At 62.7% G+C, this 18108-nt stretch carries 14 protein-coding genes; 8 read left to right on the top strand and 6 right to left on the bottom strand.

Annotation, left to right across the window (positions count from 1 at the left end; all coding sequences use genetic code 11):
* Positions 1-5: 5 nt before the first annotated feature.
* A complete protein-coding gene (locus tag ABGT73_RS01310) occupies positions 6-1052 on the bottom strand; it encodes a M42 family metallopeptidase (protein ID WP_346668048.1) in 1047 nt (348 codons plus the stop codon).
* Positions 1053-1442: 390 nt separating this feature from the next.
* On the opposite strand from ABGT73_RS01310, the gene ABGT73_RS01305 reads away from it, so the two are divergent.
* From ABGT73_RS01305 to ABGT73_RS01290, 4 genes are all read left to right on the top strand, one after another.
* On the top strand, positions 1443-2771 hold the full coding sequence (locus tag ABGT73_RS01305; protein WP_346668047.1) for a BMP family ABC transporter substrate-binding protein: 1329 nt from the start codon (positions 1443-1445) through the stop codon (positions 2769-2771).
* 84 nt (positions 2772-2855) lie between these two features.
* Positions 2856-4406, top strand: coding sequence for an ABC transporter ATP-binding protein (locus tag ABGT73_RS01300; RefSeq protein WP_346668046.1), 1551 nt, complete (start codon positions 2856-2858; stop codon positions 4404-4406).
* On the top strand, positions 4406-5515 hold the full coding sequence (locus tag ABGT73_RS01295) for an ABC transporter permease (RefSeq protein WP_346668045.1): 1110 nt from the start codon (positions 4406-4408) through the stop codon (positions 5513-5515). The genes ABGT73_RS01300 and ABGT73_RS01295 overlap by 1 nt, the downstream gene beginning before the upstream one ends.
* The gene (locus ABGT73_RS01290) at positions 5512-6501 is read left to right on the top strand and encodes an ABC transporter permease (protein WP_346668044.1); all 990 of its coding nucleotides are present in this window, start codon (positions 5512-5514) and stop codon (positions 6499-6501) included. Before ABGT73_RS01295 ends, ABGT73_RS01290 begins: the two co-directional genes overlap by 4 nt.
* A 76-nt stretch (positions 6502-6577) precedes the next feature.
* Here ABGT73_RS01290 and ABGT73_RS01285 read toward each other — a convergent pair whose 3' ends face one another.
* The 3 genes from ABGT73_RS01285 to ABGT73_RS01275 all read right to left on the bottom strand — a co-directional run bounded on the left by ABGT73_RS01285 (position 6578) and on the right by ABGT73_RS01275 (position 9648).
* Positions 6578-7303, bottom strand: a complete 726-nt coding sequence (locus ABGT73_RS01285) for an alpha/beta fold hydrolase (protein WP_346668043.1) — start codon at positions 7301-7303, stop codon at positions 6578-6580.
* A gap of 147 nt (positions 7304-7450) precedes the next feature.
* Positions 7451-8566 carry a 5-methyltetrahydropteroyltriglutamate--homocysteine S-methyltransferase gene (locus ABGT73_RS01280; protein WP_346668042.1) on the bottom strand — a complete coding sequence of 372 codons (1116 nt, stop codon included), beginning with the start codon at positions 8564-8566 and terminating at the stop codon, positions 7451-7453.
* A gap of 164 nt (positions 8567-8730) precedes the next feature.
* Positions 8731-9648, bottom strand: a complete 918-nt coding sequence (locus ABGT73_RS01275; protein ID WP_346668041.1) for a LysR family transcriptional regulator — start codon at positions 9646-9648, stop codon at positions 8731-8733.
* Between the two features lie 193 nt (positions 9649-9841).
* Here ABGT73_RS01275 and ABGT73_RS01270 point away from each other — a divergent pair, with 193 nt between their 5' ends.
* The 4 genes from ABGT73_RS01270 (at position 9842) to melB (ending at position 15084) form a co-directional block, all read left to right on the top strand.
* A complete protein-coding gene (locus ABGT73_RS01270) occupies positions 9842-10087 on the top strand; it encodes a hypothetical protein (protein WP_346668040.1) in 246 nt (81 codons plus the stop codon).
* Positions 10088-10311: 224 nt separating this feature from the next.
* A complete protein-coding gene (locus ABGT73_RS01265) occupies positions 10312-11349 on the top strand; it encodes a LacI family DNA-binding transcriptional regulator (RefSeq protein ID WP_346668039.1) in 1038 nt (345 codons plus the stop codon).
* 237 nt (positions 11350-11586) lie between these two features.
* A complete protein-coding gene (locus ABGT73_RS01260; RefSeq protein WP_346668038.1) occupies positions 11587-13668 on the top strand; it encodes an alpha-galactosidase in 2082 nt (693 codons plus the stop codon).
* 36 nt (positions 13669-13704) lie between these two features.
* Positions 13705-15084: a melibiose:sodium transporter MelB gene (melB, locus tag ABGT73_RS01255; RefSeq protein ID WP_346668037.1), complete on the top strand. Its 1380-nt coding sequence runs from the start codon at positions 13705-13707 to the stop codon at positions 15082-15084.
* A gap of 137 nt (positions 15085-15221) precedes the next feature.
* Here the strand turns inward: melB and ABGT73_RS01250 are convergent, their stop codons facing one another.
* Together ABGT73_RS01250 and ABGT73_RS01245 are read right to left on the bottom strand one after the other, a co-directional pair.
* Positions 15222-15437 carry a heavy metal-associated domain-containing protein gene (locus ABGT73_RS01250; RefSeq protein ID WP_346668036.1) on the bottom strand — a complete coding sequence of 72 codons (216 nt, stop codon included), beginning with the start codon at positions 15435-15437 and terminating at the stop codon, positions 15222-15224.
* A gap of 79 nt (positions 15438-15516) precedes the next feature.
* Positions 15517-18090, bottom strand: coding sequence for a heavy metal translocating P-type ATPase (locus tag ABGT73_RS01245; RefSeq protein ID WP_346668035.1), 2574 nt, complete (start codon positions 18088-18090; stop codon positions 15517-15519).
* Between the last annotated feature and the right edge of the window lie 18 nt (positions 18091-18108).

Below are 18108 nucleotides of genomic sequence, written 5' to 3'. Positions count from 1 at the left end.
GGTTATCAGGCCAGCTCCAGGAAGAGCCCCGCCAGATCCATGGTGGCGCGCAGGGCGTCCAGATGGGTGCGCTCCATGCCGTGGGAGGCGTGCACGCCGGGGCCGATGAGGGCTGCCCGGCAGTCCATGCCGGACCGCCAGGCGGCGCCCACGTCGGAGCCGTAGTGGGGGTAGATGTCCACCGCGTAGTCCACGCCGTGGCCCTTGGCAAGGTTCACCAGGCGGCTGACCATCTCGTAGTCATAGGGCCCGCCGTTGTCCTTGGCGCAGATGGAGACCTGGTACTCGGTGCAGCTCAGGTCCTCGCCGATACAGCCCATGTCCACCGCCAGCAGCTCGTCCACCGTGGGCAGAGTGGCGCCGCCGTGGCCCACCTCCTCGTGGACCGTGAGGGTGAAGTAAGTCTCGTACCGGGGCTTCGTGCCGGTCTCCTTCATCTGCCACAGCAGGGTCAGCAGGCAGGCCGCGCTGGCCTTGTCGTCCAGGAAGCGGGACTTCACAAAGCCGCTTTCGGTGACGGTGGTCTTGGGGTCGTAGCAGACATAGTCCCCCGGTGCGATGCCCAGCGCTTCCACGTCCGCCTTGGTGTGCACCTTCTCGTCGATGCGCACAGCCATGTTCTTCTCGTCCCGGGGACGGGTGGCCGCGTCATCCTGCACATGCACCGACGGCGACAGGCTCAGCACCGTGCCGGTGTAGACCTGGCCCGCCCGGGTGTAGATGCGGCAGTACTCGCCGTCCAGGGTGGGCAGCAGCGGGCCGCCCACCTTGGTGACCATCAGCATGCCGTCGGCGGTGATGGAGCGCACCATCAGGCCCAGGGTGTCCACATGGGCGCAGAGCCCCACCTTGCGGCCAGGCTCCCGACCGGGCACCGTGATGATCAGGTTGCCCTTGTTTGTCTGCCGGGTGGCAAAGCCCAGCTCCCGGGCGATGCCCTCCGCCACGCCGATCACCCCGTGGGTGAAGCCGGTGGGGCTGTCCTGCCCCAGCAGTTTCTGAAGCGTATCCACCAGAAAGGCCCGCCGGGCCTGCATTGTTTCCTCTGTCATGACAATCCTTCCTTATCTTTCATCATTCAGCTCCATCTTACCTAAAAATGCCGGTCTTTGCAAGGGGTCTGCCGCCCCGGTGCTACCTTATAATAGGGGTGGTCCCGCCCGGCTCCGGCCGTCGGAACCGCCGCCCGGGAAACAGTCCTGGCCGCCTTGCCCGGAAAAGTCATACTTTTCCCAAAAAGTATTGTGCGTTTCCCACAGTTCAAAGCGCGAAAAATGGCGGCGAAGATTACACATTTACATTTTTTTTACAATTACATCGAAAATTATTGAAAATTGCCGCCGCGGTGTCTACAATGAAGGATACAGGGCGGCATACCGGGTTCCGGTGCGCCGCGTGTTTCTTTTTGTTTCGCAACCAAAGAACGAGAAGGAGTAACATTTATGAAGAAATTGTTCAGCATTCTGATGGCCGGCGCCATGATGCTGTCGCTGGCCGCCTGCGGCGCCACCGGCAGCACCTCTTCGGCTGCCGCCTCCACCGCCACCGGCGACACCGCCGAGGCCTCCGGCACCACCGCTTCCACCGACCTGAAGGTGGGCGTCATCCTGGTGGGCGACGAGACCGAGGGCTACAGCGCCGCCCACATCAACGGCATCAAGGAAGCCGCTGCCGAGGTGGGTCTGCCCGAGGACCAGATCATCTGGAAGTACAAGATCCCCGAGAGCGCCGAGTGCTCCGACGCCGCCGAGGACCTGGTGGGCCAGGGCTGCGACCTGGTCATCGCCAACTCCTACGGCCATCAGACCTATCTGGTGGAAACCGCTGAGAAGTATCCCGACACCACCTTCGTTTCCATGACCGGCGACTTCGCCGCCATCAGCGGTCTGGACAACTTCAAGAACGCCTTCACCGCCGTGTACCAGTCCCGCTACGTCTCCGGCGTGGTGGCCGGCATGAAGCTGAAGGAACTGGTGGACAGCGGCACGCTGACCCCCGAGACCCAGCCCAACTCCTTTGATGCCGACGGCAACGTGAAGATCGGCTATGTGGGCGCCTTCCCCTACGCGGAAGTCATCTCCGGCTACACCGCCTTCTATCTGGGCGTCAAGAGCGTCTTCCCCACCGTCACCATGGAAGTCATGTACACCAACTCCTGGTTCGACATTGACAAGGAGGGCGCTGCCGCCGAGGCCCTGATCGCCAACGGTTCGGTCATCATCGGCCAGCACGCCGACTCCACCGGTGCCCCTGCCGCCACCCAGCGTCTGAAGGACGCCGGCACCATCTGCTACTCTGTGGGCTACAACATCGACATGCTGGACACCGCCCCCACCGCTGCCCTGACCTCCGCCACCAACGTGTGGAAGGTCTACTACGCCGAGCTGTTCACCGCGGCCATGAACGGGGAAGAGATTCCCACCGACTGGGCCAAGGGCTATGACGACGGCGCCGTGGCCATCACCGAGCTGGGGCCCGAGTGCGCCGAAGGCACCGCCGACAAGGTGGCCGAAGTGGAAGCCGCTCTGAAGGACGGCAGCCTGCATGTGTTCGACACCTCCACCTTCACGGTGGACGGCCAGACCGTGACCAGCGCTCCTGTGGACCTGAGCTACTACGACTACTCCACCGGCGAGGCCGTGGCGGTCTACCAGGGCGAGACCAAGGAAGCCATCCATGACGGCTACTTCGACGAGAGCACTCTGCGCAGCGCGCCTTACTTCACGCTGCACATCGACGGCATCGTCGAGGACAGCGATCCGGTGGCCTGACATCCATCTGAACATGAATTTTCGGGAGGGAAGCTCACGCTTATGCGGGCTTCCCTTCCCGTTGTGAAAGGAGAAAGGCGGCCCATGCCGAACACCCAGTATGCCATCCGGCTGGAACACATCACCAAGACCTTCGGCGAAGTGACAGCCAACCATGATGTGAGCCTTGAGGTACATCACGGCGAGATCCTCTCCCTTCTGGGGGAGAACGGTTCGGGCAAAACCACCCTGATGAACATGATTGCCGGCATCTACTATCCCGACGAGGGCGAGATCTATATGGGGGACCAGGCGGTGGATATCCGCTCTCCCCGGGACGCCCTGCGTCTGGGCATCGGCATGATCCACCAGCACTTCAAGCTGGTGGACGTGTTCACCGCCCTGGAGAACATTGCCCTGTGCATGGAACCCGGCGAGAAGTTCGACCTGAAGAAGGTGCGCAACCGGGCCCGGGCCATCTGCGAGAAGTACGGCTTTGCCCTGGACCTGGACCAGAAGGTCTATGAGATGAGCGTGAGCCAGAAACAGACCCTGGAGATCGTCAAGGTGCTGTTCCGCGGCGCCGACATCCTGATCCTGGACGAGCCCACCGCCGTGCTGACCCCCCAGGAGACCGACAAGCTCTTTGCGGTCATCCGCAACATGAAGGCCGACGGCAAGGCGGTGGTCATCATCACCCACAAGCTCCACGAGGTGCTGACCATCAGCGACCGGGTAGCCATCCTGCGCCGGGGCGAGTATGTGGGCGACGTGGCCACCAAGGACGCCAACGAGGCCATGCTCACCGAGATGATGGTGGGCAAGAAGGTGGAACTGGACATCGAGCGTCCCCAGCCCGACCATCCCACCAAGCGTCTGTCGGTGCAGCATCTCAGCGTCACCGGCCCCGAGGGCGGCCGCGTGCTGGACGATGTGAGCTTTGACGCCTACGGCGGCGAGATCCTGGGCATTGCGGGCATTTCCGGCAACGGCCAGAAGGAACTGCTGGAGGCCATCGCCGGTCTGCAGCGGGCCGATGCCGGGGCCAAGATCCAGTTCTTTGCCCCCGGTGCCGAGGACAAGCCCACCTCCCTGCTGGGCAAGACCCCCAAGGATATCCGGGATGCGGGCATCCACCTCTCCTTCGTGCCGGAGGACAGGCTGGGCATGGGCCTGGTAGGTTCCATGGGCATCACCGGCAACATGATGCTCAAGAGCTACGGCCGCGGCGCCTCCCCCATCGTGGACCGCAAGGCGCCCCGCAAGCTGGCCGAGGAAGTGCGGGAGGAGCTGGGCGTGGTCACCCCCGACCTGAACACCCCGGTGTCCCAGCTGTCGGGCGGCAACGTGCAGAAGGTGCTGGTGGGCCGCGAACTGGCGGATTCCCCCATCGTGCTGATGACCGCCTACGCCGTGCGCGGGCTGGACATCAACACCTCCTACACCATCTACCGCCTGCTCAACGAGCAGAAGAAAAACGGTGTGGCCGTCATCTATGTGGGCGAGGACCTGGATGTCCTGCTGCAGCTGTGCGACCGCATCCTGGTACTGTGCGGCGGCAAGGCCAACGGCATGCTGGACGCCCGCACCACCACCAAGGAGGAGGTCGGCCTGCGCATGACCGACCTGCAGAATGAAAAGGAGGTGCGCGCCTGATGGCATCCCAAACCACTCATCCTTCCGAACCGCTGGTGCGTATTGCCCGCCGGGAGGCGGCTCCCCTGCGCCGCAAGATCGCGGTGCGGGCCGTGGCCATCCTGCTGGCGCTGGTGGTGGACGCCCTGTTCATCTTCTTCGTCACCGGCCTGAACCCCCTCAGCGTCTACGGCGTCATGTGGGGCGGTACCTTCTCCACCACCGTGCGCTTCTCCTGGGCGATGCGTGACCTGGCTACGCTGCTGTGCATCGGCATCGCCCTGGCCCCCGCCTTCAAGATGCGCTTCTGGAACATCGGCGCCGAGGGCCAGGTGCTGGTGGGCGGTCTTGCCACCGCCCTCATCATGGTCTACTTCGGCAACAGCCTGCCCGTTCCCGCCCTGTTTGCGGCCATGGTGGTGGGCAGCCTGGCGGCCGGCGCCCTGTGGGGCTTTGTGCCCGCCTGGTTCAAGTCCCGCTGGAACACCAACGAGACACTGTTCACCCTGATGATGAACTATGTAGCCACCAGCATCGTGGCCTGCATGACCAACATCATGCGCGGCCAGGCCTCCAGCCTGGGCACCCTGAACAAGGCCACCAAGGCCGGCTGGCTGCCCATCGTGCTGGGCCAGCGGTACACCATCAACATCATCGTGGTGCTGGTGCTGACTTTTGCCATGTACGCCTACCTGAAATACTCCAAGCACGGCTACGAGATCGCCGTGGTGGGCGAAAGCGAGAACACCGCCCGCTACGCCGGCATCAACGTCCGCCGCGTCATGGTGCGCACCATGATCATCAGCGGCGCCATCTGCGGCCTGGCCGGTTTCCTCATCGTGGCCGGCCGTGACCAGACCATCTCCACCTCCTCGGCGGGCGGCAACGGCTTCACCGCCATCATCGTGGCGTGGCTTGCCAAGTTCAACACCTTCTATATGGCGCTGATCTCCTTCCTGCTGATCTTCCTGGAGCGCGGCGCCTCCGAAATCGCCTCGGCCTACAGCCTGAATGAGTACGCCGCCGACATCATCACCGGCGTCATCCTCTTCTTCATTCTGGGCAGCGAATTCTTTATCAACTACCGCCTGATCTGGCGTGGTCACCACAAGGAGGTGAAGGGCAAATGAGCAGTCTGATTGCATGGATCATGCGTGCCATTCCCTTCGGCACCATCATCATGTACGGCGCCATGGGTGAAACCATCACCGAAAAGTCCGGAAACCTGAACCTGGGCGTGCCCGGCATCATGTATCTGGGCGGCTTCGCCGGTTTTGCCAGCGCCTACTTCTACGAAAACAGCGTGGCCAACCCCAACCCGGTGCTCAGCGTCCTCATCGCGCTGATCTGCGCCCTGGCGGCTTCCGCTCTGGGCGGGCTGATCTACGCCTTCCTGACCATCAGCCTGCGGGCCAACCAGAACGTCACCGGCCTGGCCCTGACCACCTTCGGCATGGGCGTGGCCAACTTCTTCGGCGTCTTCATCCTCAACGGCGCCACCTACAGCGCCGCCCCCGTGGCCAACAAGGCCTTTGCCGCCAAGATCCCCGTGCTCTCCCAGATGGGCGTGCTGGGGCAGACCGTCTTCTCTTACGGCTTTTTGGCCTACGCCGCCATCGTGCTGGCCATCCTGCTGCACTGGTTCTTCACCCGCACCCGCGCGGGACTGAACCTGCGGGCCGTGGGTGAAAACCCCGCCACCGCCGACGCCGCCGGCATCAACGTCACCCGGTACAAGTACCTGGCCACCTGCATCGGCGCCGCCATCTGCGGCGTGGGCGGCCTGTACTACGTGCTGGACTACAACCAGGGCATCTGGGCCACCACCGGCCAGATCGAGGCCCTGGGCTGGCTGGCCCTGGCCCTGGTCATCTTCACCACCTGGAAGCCCCTCAACGCCATCTGGGGCGCCTACCTCTTCGGCATCCTCTACTGGCTGTACCAGTTCCTGCCCAGCCTGCTGGGCATCACGGTGTCCAGCGCCATGACCGACCTGGTCCAGATGGTGCCCTATGTGGTCACTATCCTGGTGCTGATCGCCGTATCCATGCGCCGCAAGAAGGAGGACCAGCCCCCGGCTCACCTGGGTCTTGCCTACTTCCGCGAGGAGCGCTGATCCGCATTTCCCCATAAACCACAATCCCCCTGCCCCGGGTCTCTGAGGAAAGCGCCGGGGGATCTTTTTCATTTCTTCAGGCTGCCTGCCGCTGCCCGATGAACTGCAGGATGGCTTCCACCGTCTGCGCCTGCTGTTCCTCGGCGGAGATGGTGGCCGGGGCATCCCCTTTCTGGGGGCCGTAGTTGCCGAACTGAGCGTGGTTGCCGCCCTGGATCTCCACCACGTTTTCGGTGTAGTCCAGTTTGTCCTCCACGCTCTGGTTCAGCGAGCCGTAGACCGTCAGCGTGTCGGCGGGCGGATAGTCCCCGTATATATAGGCGCCCAGCAGAATCAGGCCGTCGATCTCGTCGGGGTGACCGGCGGCAAACCGGGAGGCCATCGCCCCGCCCATGGAATGCCCGGCGATGTACCAGTGCCGGTACTGGGGGAACTGCGCCATCACATCCTGGGCGGCGTTCACATCAAAAATGGCCATGTGGAAGGGCATATCCACCAGGATGCAGGTCAGCCCGTTCTGCCGCAGCTTGTCCAGCAGCGGCAGGTAGGCTGTCGCCTCCACCTTGGCGCCCGGATAGAACACCACCGCCGTATCCCCCGGCACCGAGGGCGCCAGCACCGTCAGATTATCCTCCACCGTGATGCCGCTGCCGTCGCTCAGGACGGCCAGGGCCACATTCTCCGCCCGGTAGTAGTCCGAGACATACCAGAAAAAGGCCCCCGCCAGCAGCACCACCACCGCCGCCAGGACGGCGGCCACCCGCAGCAGCCTTCGCTTTTTGGTCGTTTTGTGTTGTTTCACCCCGTTCTCCTTTCCCGTCGGGTCCGCCCGGCACAAAATCTCCTCTATTATAAGGAGGTGCCGTGCCGCTGTCAATCAAACGGTGCGGGGAAAGACAAAAGCGCCGGAGCGGTACGCTCCGGCGCTTGATGGTTGCAGGTTGCGGGCTCAGCCCCAGACCTCTTCGGCGATCTCCTTGACGAGGGCCAGCTTGGCCCACTGCTCCGCCTCGGTGAGCTTGTTGCCGATCTCGCAGGAGGCAAAACCGCACTGGGGGCTCAGGCACAGCCGGTCCAGCGGGACGTACTTGGCTGCCTCGTGGATGCGGGCGATGACGGCCGCCTTGTCCTCCAGCTTGGGGCTCTTGGTGGTGACGAGGCCCAGCACCACCTTCTTGTCGGGCGACACCTGGCGCAGGCATTCAAAGCTGCCCGACCGCTCGTCGTCGAATTCCAGGTAGAGGGCGTTCACATTCTCCCGCGCAAAGACCAGCCCGGCGATGCGGTCATACCCGCCGCTGCAGGCCCAGGTGGAGTGGAAGTTGCCCCGGCAGATGTGGGTGTTGACCACCAGGTCCTCCGGCTTGCCCTCCAGGGCCAGGTTGTTCACCAGCAGGAACTCCTCCTGCAGCTTTTCCAGACCCGCCTCGTCGGTGCCGAAGAACAGTGTGGCCTTAGGGTCCACAAAGCAGCCCCAGGTGCAGTCGTCGAACTGCAGGTTGCGGCAGCCCGCGGAGTAGAGGTCGGCGATGACCTTCTTGTAGCCCGCCACCAGGTCGGCGATGAGTTCCTCGTCGGTGGGGTAGAACTTGCGGGTGTCGGGCAGGTTCATGGGCATGATGAGCTGCTCCAGGAACTGGGCCGGGGCCGGGATGGTCTGCTTGGCCACCGTGTTTTCATCCTCCAGCGCCTTCACGAACTTAAAGTGCTCCACAAAGGGATGCACCCCCACCGACAGCTTGCCCGTCAGGTAGGTGTCGTCGATCTTGGCGGCCTCCCCGTGGAAGGGCAGACCCTCCTGGGTGGCGCTGTGGCCGATACCCTCAAAGCCCCACATGAAATCCAGGTGCCAGGTGGCGCGGCGGAACTCGCCGTCGGTGATCACATGGTAGCCTGCGGCCTTCTGCTTGGCCACCAGCTGGGTGATGCACCGGTCCTCCACCTCTTTCAGCTGCCAGGTGTCGATGGCGCCCGCCTCAAAATCGGCGCGGGCCTTTTTCAGCTCCTCGGGCCGCAGAAAGCTGCCCACATAGTCGTACCGGAACGGCGTGTGTACCTTGTTCATCTTCCCATTCTCCTTTATCTGCAGCGGACCCCGCCCACTGCGCGTCGGCGGCATCCCTTTTTTCTTGATCGGAACCGGTTTCCAGTATACCGGCGGGAAGTTCCGGTGTAAAATACCAAAAAGCAGCGGTTTGCCATAGATTGCGTCTATAGCAAACCGCTGTTTCATTCGCTCTGGTCCTGGGCGGCGGTGTACCGCTTCAGCGCCTCGATGTAGCGGGTGCCGAAGGGCCCCGGCCCCACCTTGCGGTGGGTGATGTAGCCAATCTCCATGCGGTCGTCCACCGCCAGCGGCACCGCCACGATGTTCTCGCCGTTGAGCTCCTCGTTGATGACGCCGCTGCAGATGGTATAGCCGTTCAGCCCGATGAGCAGGTTGAACAGGGTGGCCCGGTCGGAGACCAGGATGTCCTTTTTGCTCTCCCGGGTGCTCAGAATCTCCTCCGAAAAGTAGAAGGAGTTGTGCTCCCCCTGCTCGTAGGAGAGCCGCGGGTAGGGTTCCAGATCCTCCAGCGTCACCACGCTTTTTTGGGCCAGCGGGCTGGTGGCCCCCACAAAGACATGGGGTTTGGCCACGAACAGCCGGTGGAAGGTCAGGTCGTTTTCCCGCAGCGTCTTGCGCAGCACCGTCTCGTTGAAGGGGTTGAGGTAGAGCACTCCCACCTCGCTGCGCAGCCTGGCCACATCCTCGATGAGCTCGTAGGTCTGGGTCTCCCGGATGCGGAAGTCGTACTCGTCGCCGCCGTACTGTTTCAAAAGGTCCACGAAGGCCTCCACTGCGAAGGAATAGTGCTGGGTGGACACACAGAACTGGTGTTTCACCGGAGCGGTGCCCAGATACCGCTCCTCGATGAGGCTGGTCTGCTCGATGACCTGGCGGGCATAGCCGAGAAACTCCTCCCCTTCCGCCGAGATCAGGATACCCTTGTTGGTGCGCCGGAAAATCGTGATGCCCAGCTCGTTTTCCAGCTCCTTGATGGCGGCGGTCAGGCTAGGCTGGGCCATATACAGCTCCTTGGCCGCTTCGCTGATGGTGCCGGCGGCCGCCACCGTCACCGCGTATTTCAGTTGTAAAAGGGTCATGGTTTTCCTCCTGAACCGGGCAGGGACTGCCGGACAATACCGTTATCCTATCACGTCGGGGCGGCAAATGCAATCGGGGCGCCGGGTGATTTTGTCACGGTACGTTCCCGGAAAATGCGGTATACTGTGTGCACAACCACAGAAAAAGCATTCCCCCGCAGGGGATCCATCACCGAACAGGAGGCGACAGCAGATGTTACAGGAACTTTGGAAAAAATGGCGGCGGCCGGTCCTTTTTACCGCAGGCGGCGCACTGGTGGGCCTTATCTACTACGCGCTGGTGGGCTGCCCCACCGGGACCTGCGCCATCACCTCCAACCCCTTCAACACCATGGTCTATATGGGGCTGATCGGGCTGCTGCTCTCGGGCAGCCTGGGAGGATGCTGCTGCAGCGGCGGAAGCTGCAGCACCAAACCGCCGGAACCCCCGGAATCCTGAAAAAAATACCGCCGCCGTGAGCAGGGCAGCCGGACAGACCGCCGCCCCGCTCACGGCGCTTTGCGGCAGATGCAGCGGGTTTCGCCGCTTTTTTGCGGCAAGTTTTGCCTATTTTTTCCCAAAGCCTTGTATACCATGGTAAAATAAGGTAAAATAATTTCTAACCACTGGAAATATTTTACCTTCTGTCCAACGGGCAGATTGAATAATACAGGAGTATGGTCATGGTGACACTGAAAGAGATTGCCCAGCGGTCCGGGGTTTCCCCGGCCACCGCCTCCCGGGTACTCAACCAGGACCCCACCCTCAGTGTGACGGAGGACACCCGGCAGCGTGTGCTGCGCACAGCCCGGGATCTGGGATACCAGACCCTGCAGCAGAGATACCAGGCAGCCCATCCGCAGGAGGCCCCGGAGCCCGCCAACTGGGAAAAGCGCATCGGCATTGCCCAGATGTTTGAGACCCCCCAGCTGCGGGAGGATATCTACTATCTGATGCTGAAAAATGTGGTGGACGAGGTCTGCTTTGCCCGCCGCTGGAGCACCTGCACCCTGCTGCGCAACGAGGCGGGCCATTTTGTGAAGAACGACGACCTGCCGCTGGACGGCATTGTGGCCATCGGGCGGTTCACCCAGGGGGAGATCGACGACTTCCACCGCTACACCGACAATCTGGTCTTTCTGGATTCCAACCCCGATGTGGAGAAGTATTGCAGCATCGTGCCCAACTACCATCTGGCTGTGCGGCAGGTACTCCACAGCCTGTGGAAGCACGGGTATGAGCGGATCGCCTACCTGGGCAGCGTCTACACCTTCGGCCCCAAGAAGGAACTGACCATGGACCCCCGCTTTTACTACTACAAGAACGCCCTGCGGGAGCGGGGCCGCTTTGAGGAGGACCTGGTGCTGGACTGCGAGATGAACTCCGCCAGCAGCTACGCCTTCATGCGGGACTACCTGCAGGCGGGCAAGCCGCTGCCCGACGCCATCTTTGCCGCCAGCGACGTGGTGGCCCCCGGCCTGCTGCGGGCGCTGCGGGAGTTTGACCTCCAGGTGCCACGGGATGTGGGGGTCATCACCTTCAACAACACCAGCCTGTCCCGGCTGGCCCAGCCGCCCCTGGATTCGGTGGAGGTCTTCCTGCGGGAGAACGCCGACTCGGCGGCCATCTGCATGGAACTGCTCTGGCAGAAAAAGACCCACCCCAAACAGATCATCATTTCCTGCCGCCTGGAAGAGCGGGGCAGCGTGCGGGACCAGTAAGACAAATATATCACCAAGAATCGACGCAGAGGAGAGTTTTTCCTCTGCGTTTTTTGCATAAATACGAAGGGTGTTTTTAGTAAATATTTTACAGGCTTTTCCCTTATTCAGTAAAAGCATTAGTAAATTCGTTGACATCGGGATTTTTGCGTGTTAACATTTTCATGCAAGAAAAAAGCGCGTAAAACCATGATATAAAACCCGCAAAAACCATTGCAGAAAAACAGGGAGAAACAGATGAGCATTGCAGTTGGAACGAACAGCCAGGTATTCCTGCTCAGCACCGGGAATACCAGCTACGCCTTCGGCATCGACGACCGGGGCCTGGTACGGCATCTCTACTGGGGCAAGAAGCTGCCCTCCGCCGACGAGCTGGAGATGCCGGTCCTCACCGAGGTATCCACCAACGACCCGGTGTTTGAGATCACGCCGGAGGAATTCCCGGTGCACGGCGGGCTGCGCTACAAGGAGCACTGCCTCAAAGTCACCTTCCCGGACGGCACCCGGGAGCTGGTCTACCGGTACGACGGGTACGACACTGAGCAGGGCGACGGCTGGGAGGAACTGGTGCTCCACCTGAAGGACGAGCACTACGCCTTCCGGATGGATCTGCACTACAAGCTCTACCCCGCCTATGACCTGATGGAGCGCACCGTGGTGCTGAAAAACGAGATGGAGGAACCGCTCCAGATCGAGCAGCTGCACAGCGCCCAGTTCCATATTCCCTATGAAAACCTGAATTTCTCCAACGTGCACGGCCACTGGGGCGCCGAGGAGCAGCCGTTCACCCAGCGGGTGAGCTACGGCAAGATCCTCATCGAGAACCGCCGGGGCACTTCCAGCCACAACCACAACCCCTATTTCATCCTGGACCGGGACGCCACCGAGACGAGCGGCGAAGTCTTCTTCGGGGCGCTGCGGCTCACCGGCAACTTCAGCGGCGTGGTGGAGCAGACCCCCTACGGCGAGACGCTGGTCCAGATGGGCATCAATCCCCACGACTGCCTGCTGGCGCTGGAGCCCGGCCAGACGCTGACGGCGCCGGCCATCCTGTGCGGCTACTCGGCCACCGGCTTTGAGACGATGTCCCACAACCTGCACCGCTTCGCCCTGGACCACATCATGAGCGCGGGGCTGCGGCCGGTGCTGTACAACTCCTGGGAGGCCACCGAGTTCCATGTGAACTGCCGGGACCAGATCAAGCTGGCCCAGAAGGCCAGCGAGCTGGGCGCCGAGCTCTTTGTGCTGGACGACGGCTGGTTCGGCGAGCGGCACAGCATCCAGAACGGCCTGGGCGACTGGTACGTCAACGAGGGCAAGTTCCCCAACGGGCTGGAGGAGCTCATCGACGCCGTGAAGGAGCAGGGCATGAAGTTCGGCCTGTGGGTGGAGCCCGAGATGGTCAACCCCAAAGCCAAGCTCTACCAGGACCACCCCGACTGGATCTACCACTACGACACCCGGGTCACCGATACTTCCCGGGTACAGTATGTGCTCAACGTCACCAAGCCGGAGGTGCAGGAGTTCATCTACAACATGCTGGACAACCTCCTCACCCGGTATGACATCGACTATATCAAGTGGGACGCCAACCGTCCCATCTCCCAGACCGGCCCCCAGCGGGATATCTGGTACAACCACATCCAGTTCATCTACCATGTGGTCACCGAGCTGAAGAAGAAGCACCCCGACGTGCTGTTTGAGGCCTGCGCCTCGGGCGGCGGCCGCATCGACTACGGCATCCTGGGCATCTTCGACGACTTCTGGACCAGCGACAACACCGACGCCTACGACCGGCTGTACATCCAGAATTCCTACTCCCGCATCTATCCCATCAAGGCCATGCGGGCCTGGGTCACCGACTGCCCCAACTTCCTGTCGGGCCGGGTGATCCCCCTGACCTTCCGGTTCCACAGCGCCATGATGGGCAGCCTGGGCATCGGCTGCAACATCCTAAAGTTCACCCCCGAGGAGGTGGCCCTGGCCCAGAAGATGATCGCCCAGTACAAGGAGATCCGCCCCATCATCCAGGAGGGCGCCTTCTACCGGCTGGACAATCCCAGCGCCGACCAGTACTTCCTGTACGAATACCTGAAGGGGGACAAGGGCGTGCTCTTCGCCTTCCTGCCCCAGAGCAAGGTGGGCCACCGGGGCACCACCGTCCGGCTGCGGGGTCTGGAGGAGGATGCGCGGTATACTGTCCACACCTCCCAGGGCGATATCGTCAAGAGCGGCAGCTATCTCATGGATCACGGACTGCCCCTGCACCTGAGCGGCGACTACGCCAGCGTGCTGGTACAGTTTGAGAAGAATCAGTAATCGGTTTGTAAGAAATGGATGGAGGTATCACACAACATGAAACAAACAATGGGAAGGAAGCTGGCCTTCGGTGTGGGCGGCCTGGGCAAGGACCTGTGCTACGCCATGATCAGCACCTATCTGACCATCTACCTCACCGACACCGTCGGTCTGGCACCCCTCTTCGTGGGCAACCTGTTCCTGGTGGCCCGTGTATGGGACGCGGTGAATGACCCCATAATGGGCTTCATCGTGGACAACACCCGCACCCGCTGGGGCAAGTTCCGCCCCTGGATCGGTATCGGCACCATTATCAATGCGGTGATTCTGGTGCTGCTGTTCCGCGGACCCGATCTTTCCGGCTTTGCCCAGTACGCCTACTACTCGGTCATGTACATCCTGTGGGGCATGACCTACACCGTGCTGGATATTCCCTACTGGTCCATGCTGCCCTCCCTGTCCTCCACCAAGGAGGAACGGGACTCCATGTCGGTCATCCCCCGTATCTTCGCCAGCTCTGCCTGGCTGCTCATCGGCGCCTTCGGCCTGGCCATGATCGACCTGCTGGGCAACGGCGATGAGGCCCGCGGCTATGCCAACACCGCTGTGCTGGTGGCCGTCATCTTCGTGGTCACCCTGATGGTCACCGTCATCTTCTCCCGTGACCGCAGCAGCCTGGAGTCCGCTTCCTCCAAAAAGAGCGAGCGCACCTCGCTGAAATACGCCCTCCATGTCATCACCGGCAACGACCAGCTGAAGGTCTACATCGGCGTGGTGCTGGCCTACAACCTGGTTGTCCAGCTGGCCGGCGGCATGGCGCTGTACTACTTCAAGTACGTCACCATGGATGACGGGCTGTTCCCCTACTTCACCACCGCCGCCTCTCTGGCTGAGATGGGCGCCCTGTTCCTCTTCCCGCTGTTCTCCCGCTTCATGAACAAGAAGACCGTCTTCGCCCTGGCCAGCTTCACCCCCGCCATCGGCCTGCTGGGCCTGCTGGGCGTGGGCGTGGTGGCCCCCGAGAACATCCCCCTCACCATCGTCTGCGGTCTGTTCTATAAGTTCGGCTCCGGCCTGACCCTGGGCGCCACCACCGTCATGCTGGCCGATGTCATCGACTACGGCGAGGTGACGCTGGGCACCCGCAACGAGAGCATCGTGGCCTCCTTCCAGACCCTGCTGGTCAAGACCGCTTCCGCCGTGGCCGGCTGGCTCATCGGCGTGGGCCTGACCATCTTCGGCTATGTGGAGAATGTGCCCCAGACCGCCGAGACCATCATGGGTATGCGCATCCTCATGGGTGTGGTGCCCTCCGTCATCACGGTGCTGGCCTTCGTCATCTACGTGGGCGGCTACAAGCTGGACGGCAGCGTGCTGGAAAAGATTGCCAGCCAGCTGCAGGCCAAGCGGGCCGCTGAAACCGTCCAGGCAGAATAACAACGCATTTTCCCAAAAGGATTCCTCTTCATAAACAGAAAACGCTCCCGGAAAGCATCTGCTTTCCGGGAGCATTTTCGTTCCAGCGCCCCGGGCCATTTCCCGGGGCGCTGTTTTCTTTTATCGGACGGGTGGGTTCAGGCGGTCCGGATGTCCGTCAGGGTGAATCCGGCCTTCTCCACCGTGGCCTTCAGCGTGTCGTCCGGCAGGTCTCCCTGGAGGGTGACCTCGGCGGTGCCCGCCGCATGGTCAGCCGCGGCGCTCTCCACCCCGGGCAGGGCCTCCAGCAATCTCGTCAGGCGACCGGAACAGCCGGCGCAGTGCATACCTTCCACTTTCATCATCTTTTTCATAAGAATGCAATCCTCCTGGTTGTTGGTTTTGGGGAACCGGCGGTGGGCCGGCCCCTCTGTATCGACAGGCGTGCGGACGTTACCGCATGCCGTGGGGCAGATAACCGGCCTCCTCCACCGCCTTGGTGAGAGCCTCCTCCGGGGTATCGGGCAGCATGAGGATGACCGCCGTGCCGGCCTTGGCGTCGGCGGTGGCCTGCTGTACACCGGACACCGCTTCCAGGGCCTTTTGGACGGTGCGCTCGCAGTGCTCGCACATCATGCCCTCGATCTCCATCGTCTTTTCCACGGTGCCCTCCGCCGCCGGGGCAGGCTCGACCGGGCACTGGACGATGCAGCAGGCGGTATTCCGGGGTGCGGCGTCCTGGGGCTGGTCCTTGCGGGGCTTATGGCGGACTTTTTTGTCCCGGCGCCCGTCGTGCATATCAAAGAAGTTCAGCCGCAGGGCGTTGCTCACCACGCAGACGCTGGAAAGGCTCATGGCCGCAGCGCCGAACATGGGGTTCAGCGTCAAGCCCAGCGCCACAAAGACGCCTGCCGCCAGCGGGATGCCGATACTGTTGTAGAAGAAGGCCCAGAACAGGTTTTCGTGGATGTTCCGCAGGGTGGCCCGGCTCAGCCGGATGGCGGCGGGTACGTCGCTCAAGCGGCTCTTCATCAGCACCACGTCGGCAGCGTCGATGGCCACGTCGGTGCCGGCGCCGATGGCAATGCCGGTGTCGGCCCGGGTCAGGGCGGGGGCGTCGTTGATGCCGTCGCCCACCATGGCCACACGGCCCTGGGTCATGAGGTCCCGGATGACGCTCTCCTTGCCGTCGGGCAGCACCCCGGCGATGACCTCATCCACACCGGCCTGCTTGCCGATGGCATCGGCGGTGCGCTGGTTGTCGCCGGTGAGCATGACCACTCGGATGCCCATATTCTGCAGTTCCCGCACGGCCTGGGGGCTGTCCGCCTTGATGACATCCGCCACCGCGATGATACCGGCCAGCCGGCCGTCCCGGCTGAAGAAGAGCGGCGTCTTGCCCTGGGCAGCCAGTTCCTCCGCCCTGGCGCGGATTTCCCGGGAAACAGCGGCATGGGTCTCGATGAATTTCAGGTTGCCGGTGCAGAGCGCAGCGCCCTCCTGCCGGGCAGTCACGCCGTTGCCGGGCAGGGCCGCAAAGTCGGTGACCGCCCCGGCCTGCATCTGCCGCCGGGCGCCCTCCTCCATGATGGCGCGGGCCAGCGGGTGTTCACTCTTCTGCTCCAGGGCCAGCGCCAGCCGGAGCAGCTCTTCTTCGGTGGTGCCGTCGGCGGGCAGGATGTCGGTGACCCTGGGCTCGCCGCTGGTGATGGTGCCGGTCTTGTCCAGCGCCACGATGTCCACCTCACCGGCCTGCTCCAGGGAGGCCGCCGTCTTGAACAGCACGCCGTTCTTGGCGCCCATGCCGTTGCCCACCATGATGGCCACCGGCGTGGCCAGCCCCAGCGAACAGGGGCAGCTGATGACCAGCACCGAGATGCCACGGGCCAGGGCGTAACCCACATCCCGGCCCAGCAGCAGCCAGACCAGCGTGGTGATCACCGCAATGGTGATGACGGTGGGCACGAAGATGCCGGAGACCTTGTCGGCGATCTTGGCGATGGGGGCCTTGGTGGCCGCCGCATCGCCGACCATCTGGATGATCTGGGAGAGGGTGGTGTCCTCCCCCACCCGGGTGGCCCGGCAGCGCAGGAAGCCCGACTGGTTGATGGTGGCCGCCGAGACGCTGTCCCCCTCGGCCTTGTCCACCGGGATGCTCTCGCCAGTGAGGGCGGATTCATTGACGGCGCTGTGGCCTTCCAGGATCATACCATCCACCGGGATGTTCTCGCCGGGGCGCACCACAAAGATATCCCCCTGCTGCACCGCGTCGATGGACACTTCGGTCTCCACACCGTCCTTTACGACAGTGGCGGTCTTGGGGGCCAGCTTCATCAGGCTCTTCAGCGCGTCGGTGGTGCGGCCCTTGGAGTAGGCCTCCAGCGTCTTGCCGATGGTGATCAGCGTCAGGATGGTGGCCGCCGATTCAAAATACATCTCGTCCATATAGGCCATGACCCGGGCCATATCCCCCTGCATCACGGCGTCCGCCATGAGGAACAGCATGACGGTGCTGTAGCCGAAGGCCGCCGTGGCACCCATGGCCACCAGGGTGTCCATGTTGGGGGCCCGGTGTACCAGCCCCTTGAAGCCGCTGACAAAGAATTTCTGGTTGATGACCATGACCACGATGGTGTCCAGCATCTCGAACATCATCAGCGCCAGATGGTTGTTTTCAAAGAAGGGCGGCAGCGGCCATCGCCAGAGCATCCAGCCCATGATGTACATGAGCGGCAGCCAGAAGATGATGGAGGCGATGAGCCGGTGCACCATCCTGGGTGTCTCGGTGTCCTTCAGCTCATCGGCGGCAGGGGCTGCCTCCCGCCGGGCGCCCTTTTCGGCGGCGCCGTAGCCCGCGGCCTCCACCGCCGCGACGACATCGGCGGGCGCTGCACTGCCCTCCACGGTCATGGAGTTGGTCAGCAGACTGACCGTGCAGGATGTGACCCCCGGCACCGCCGAGACGGCCTTCTCCACATGGGCGCTGCAGGCCGCACAGCTCATGCCGGTGACATTATATTGTTTCATGAATTTGTTTCCCTCCCG

It is taken from the genome of uncultured Subdoligranulum sp. (assembly GCF_963931595.1).
In the GTDB taxonomy this organism is placed as follows: Bacteria; Bacillota; Clostridia; order Oscillospirales; family Ruminococcaceae; genus Gemmiger.
This window is presented reverse-complemented; position numbering and strand designations above follow the sequence as displayed.

Bases quoted from the DNA above. Each gene is read 5' to 3' on its own strand.
- ABGT73_RS01305 (WP_346668047.1), top strand. From the start codon at position 1,443: ATGAAGAAATTGTTCAGCATTCTGATGGCCGGCGCCATGATGCTGTCG.
- ABGT73_RS01270 (WP_346668040.1), top strand. From the start codon at position 9,842: ATGTTACAGGAACTTTGGAAAAAATGGCGGCGGCCGGTCCTTTTTACC.
- melB (WP_346668037.1), top strand. From the start codon at position 13,705: ATGAAACAAACAATGGGAAGGAAGCTGGCCTTCGGTGTGGGCGGCCTG.
- ABGT73_RS01260 (WP_346668038.1), top strand. From the start codon at position 11,587: ATGAGCATTGCAGTTGGAACGAACAGCCAGGTATTCCTGCTCAGCACC.
- ABGT73_RS01300 (WP_346668046.1), top strand. From the start codon at position 2,856: ATGCCGAACACCCAGTATGCCATCCGGCTGGAACACATCACCAAGACC.
- ABGT73_RS01280 (WP_346668042.1), bottom strand. From the start codon at position 8,566: ATGAACAAGGTACACACGCCGTTCCGGTACGACTATGTGGGCAGCTTT.
- ABGT73_RS01250 (WP_346668036.1), bottom strand. From the start codon at position 15,437: ATGAAAAAGATGATGAAAGTGGAAGGTATGCACTGCGCCGGCTGTTCC.
- ABGT73_RS01295 (WP_346668045.1), top strand. From the start codon at position 4,406: ATGGCATCCCAAACCACTCATCCTTCCGAACCGCTGGTGCGTATTGCC.
- ABGT73_RS01310 (WP_346668048.1), bottom strand. From the start codon at position 1,052: ATGACAGAGGAAACAATGCAGGCCCGGCGGGCCTTTCTGGTGGATACG.
- ABGT73_RS01265 (WP_346668039.1), top strand. From the start codon at position 10,312: ATGGTGACACTGAAAGAGATTGCCCAGCGGTCCGGGGTTTCCCCGGCC.
- ABGT73_RS01245 (WP_346668035.1), bottom strand. From the start codon at position 18,090: ATGAAACAATATAATGTCACCGGCATGAGCTGTGCGGCCTGCAGCGCC.
- ABGT73_RS01275 (WP_346668041.1), bottom strand. From the start codon at position 9,648: ATGACCCTTTTACAACTGAAATACGCGGTGACGGTGGCGGCCGCCGGC.
- ABGT73_RS01290 (WP_346668044.1), top strand. From the start codon at position 5,512: ATGAGCAGTCTGATTGCATGGATCATGCGTGCCATTCCCTTCGGCACC.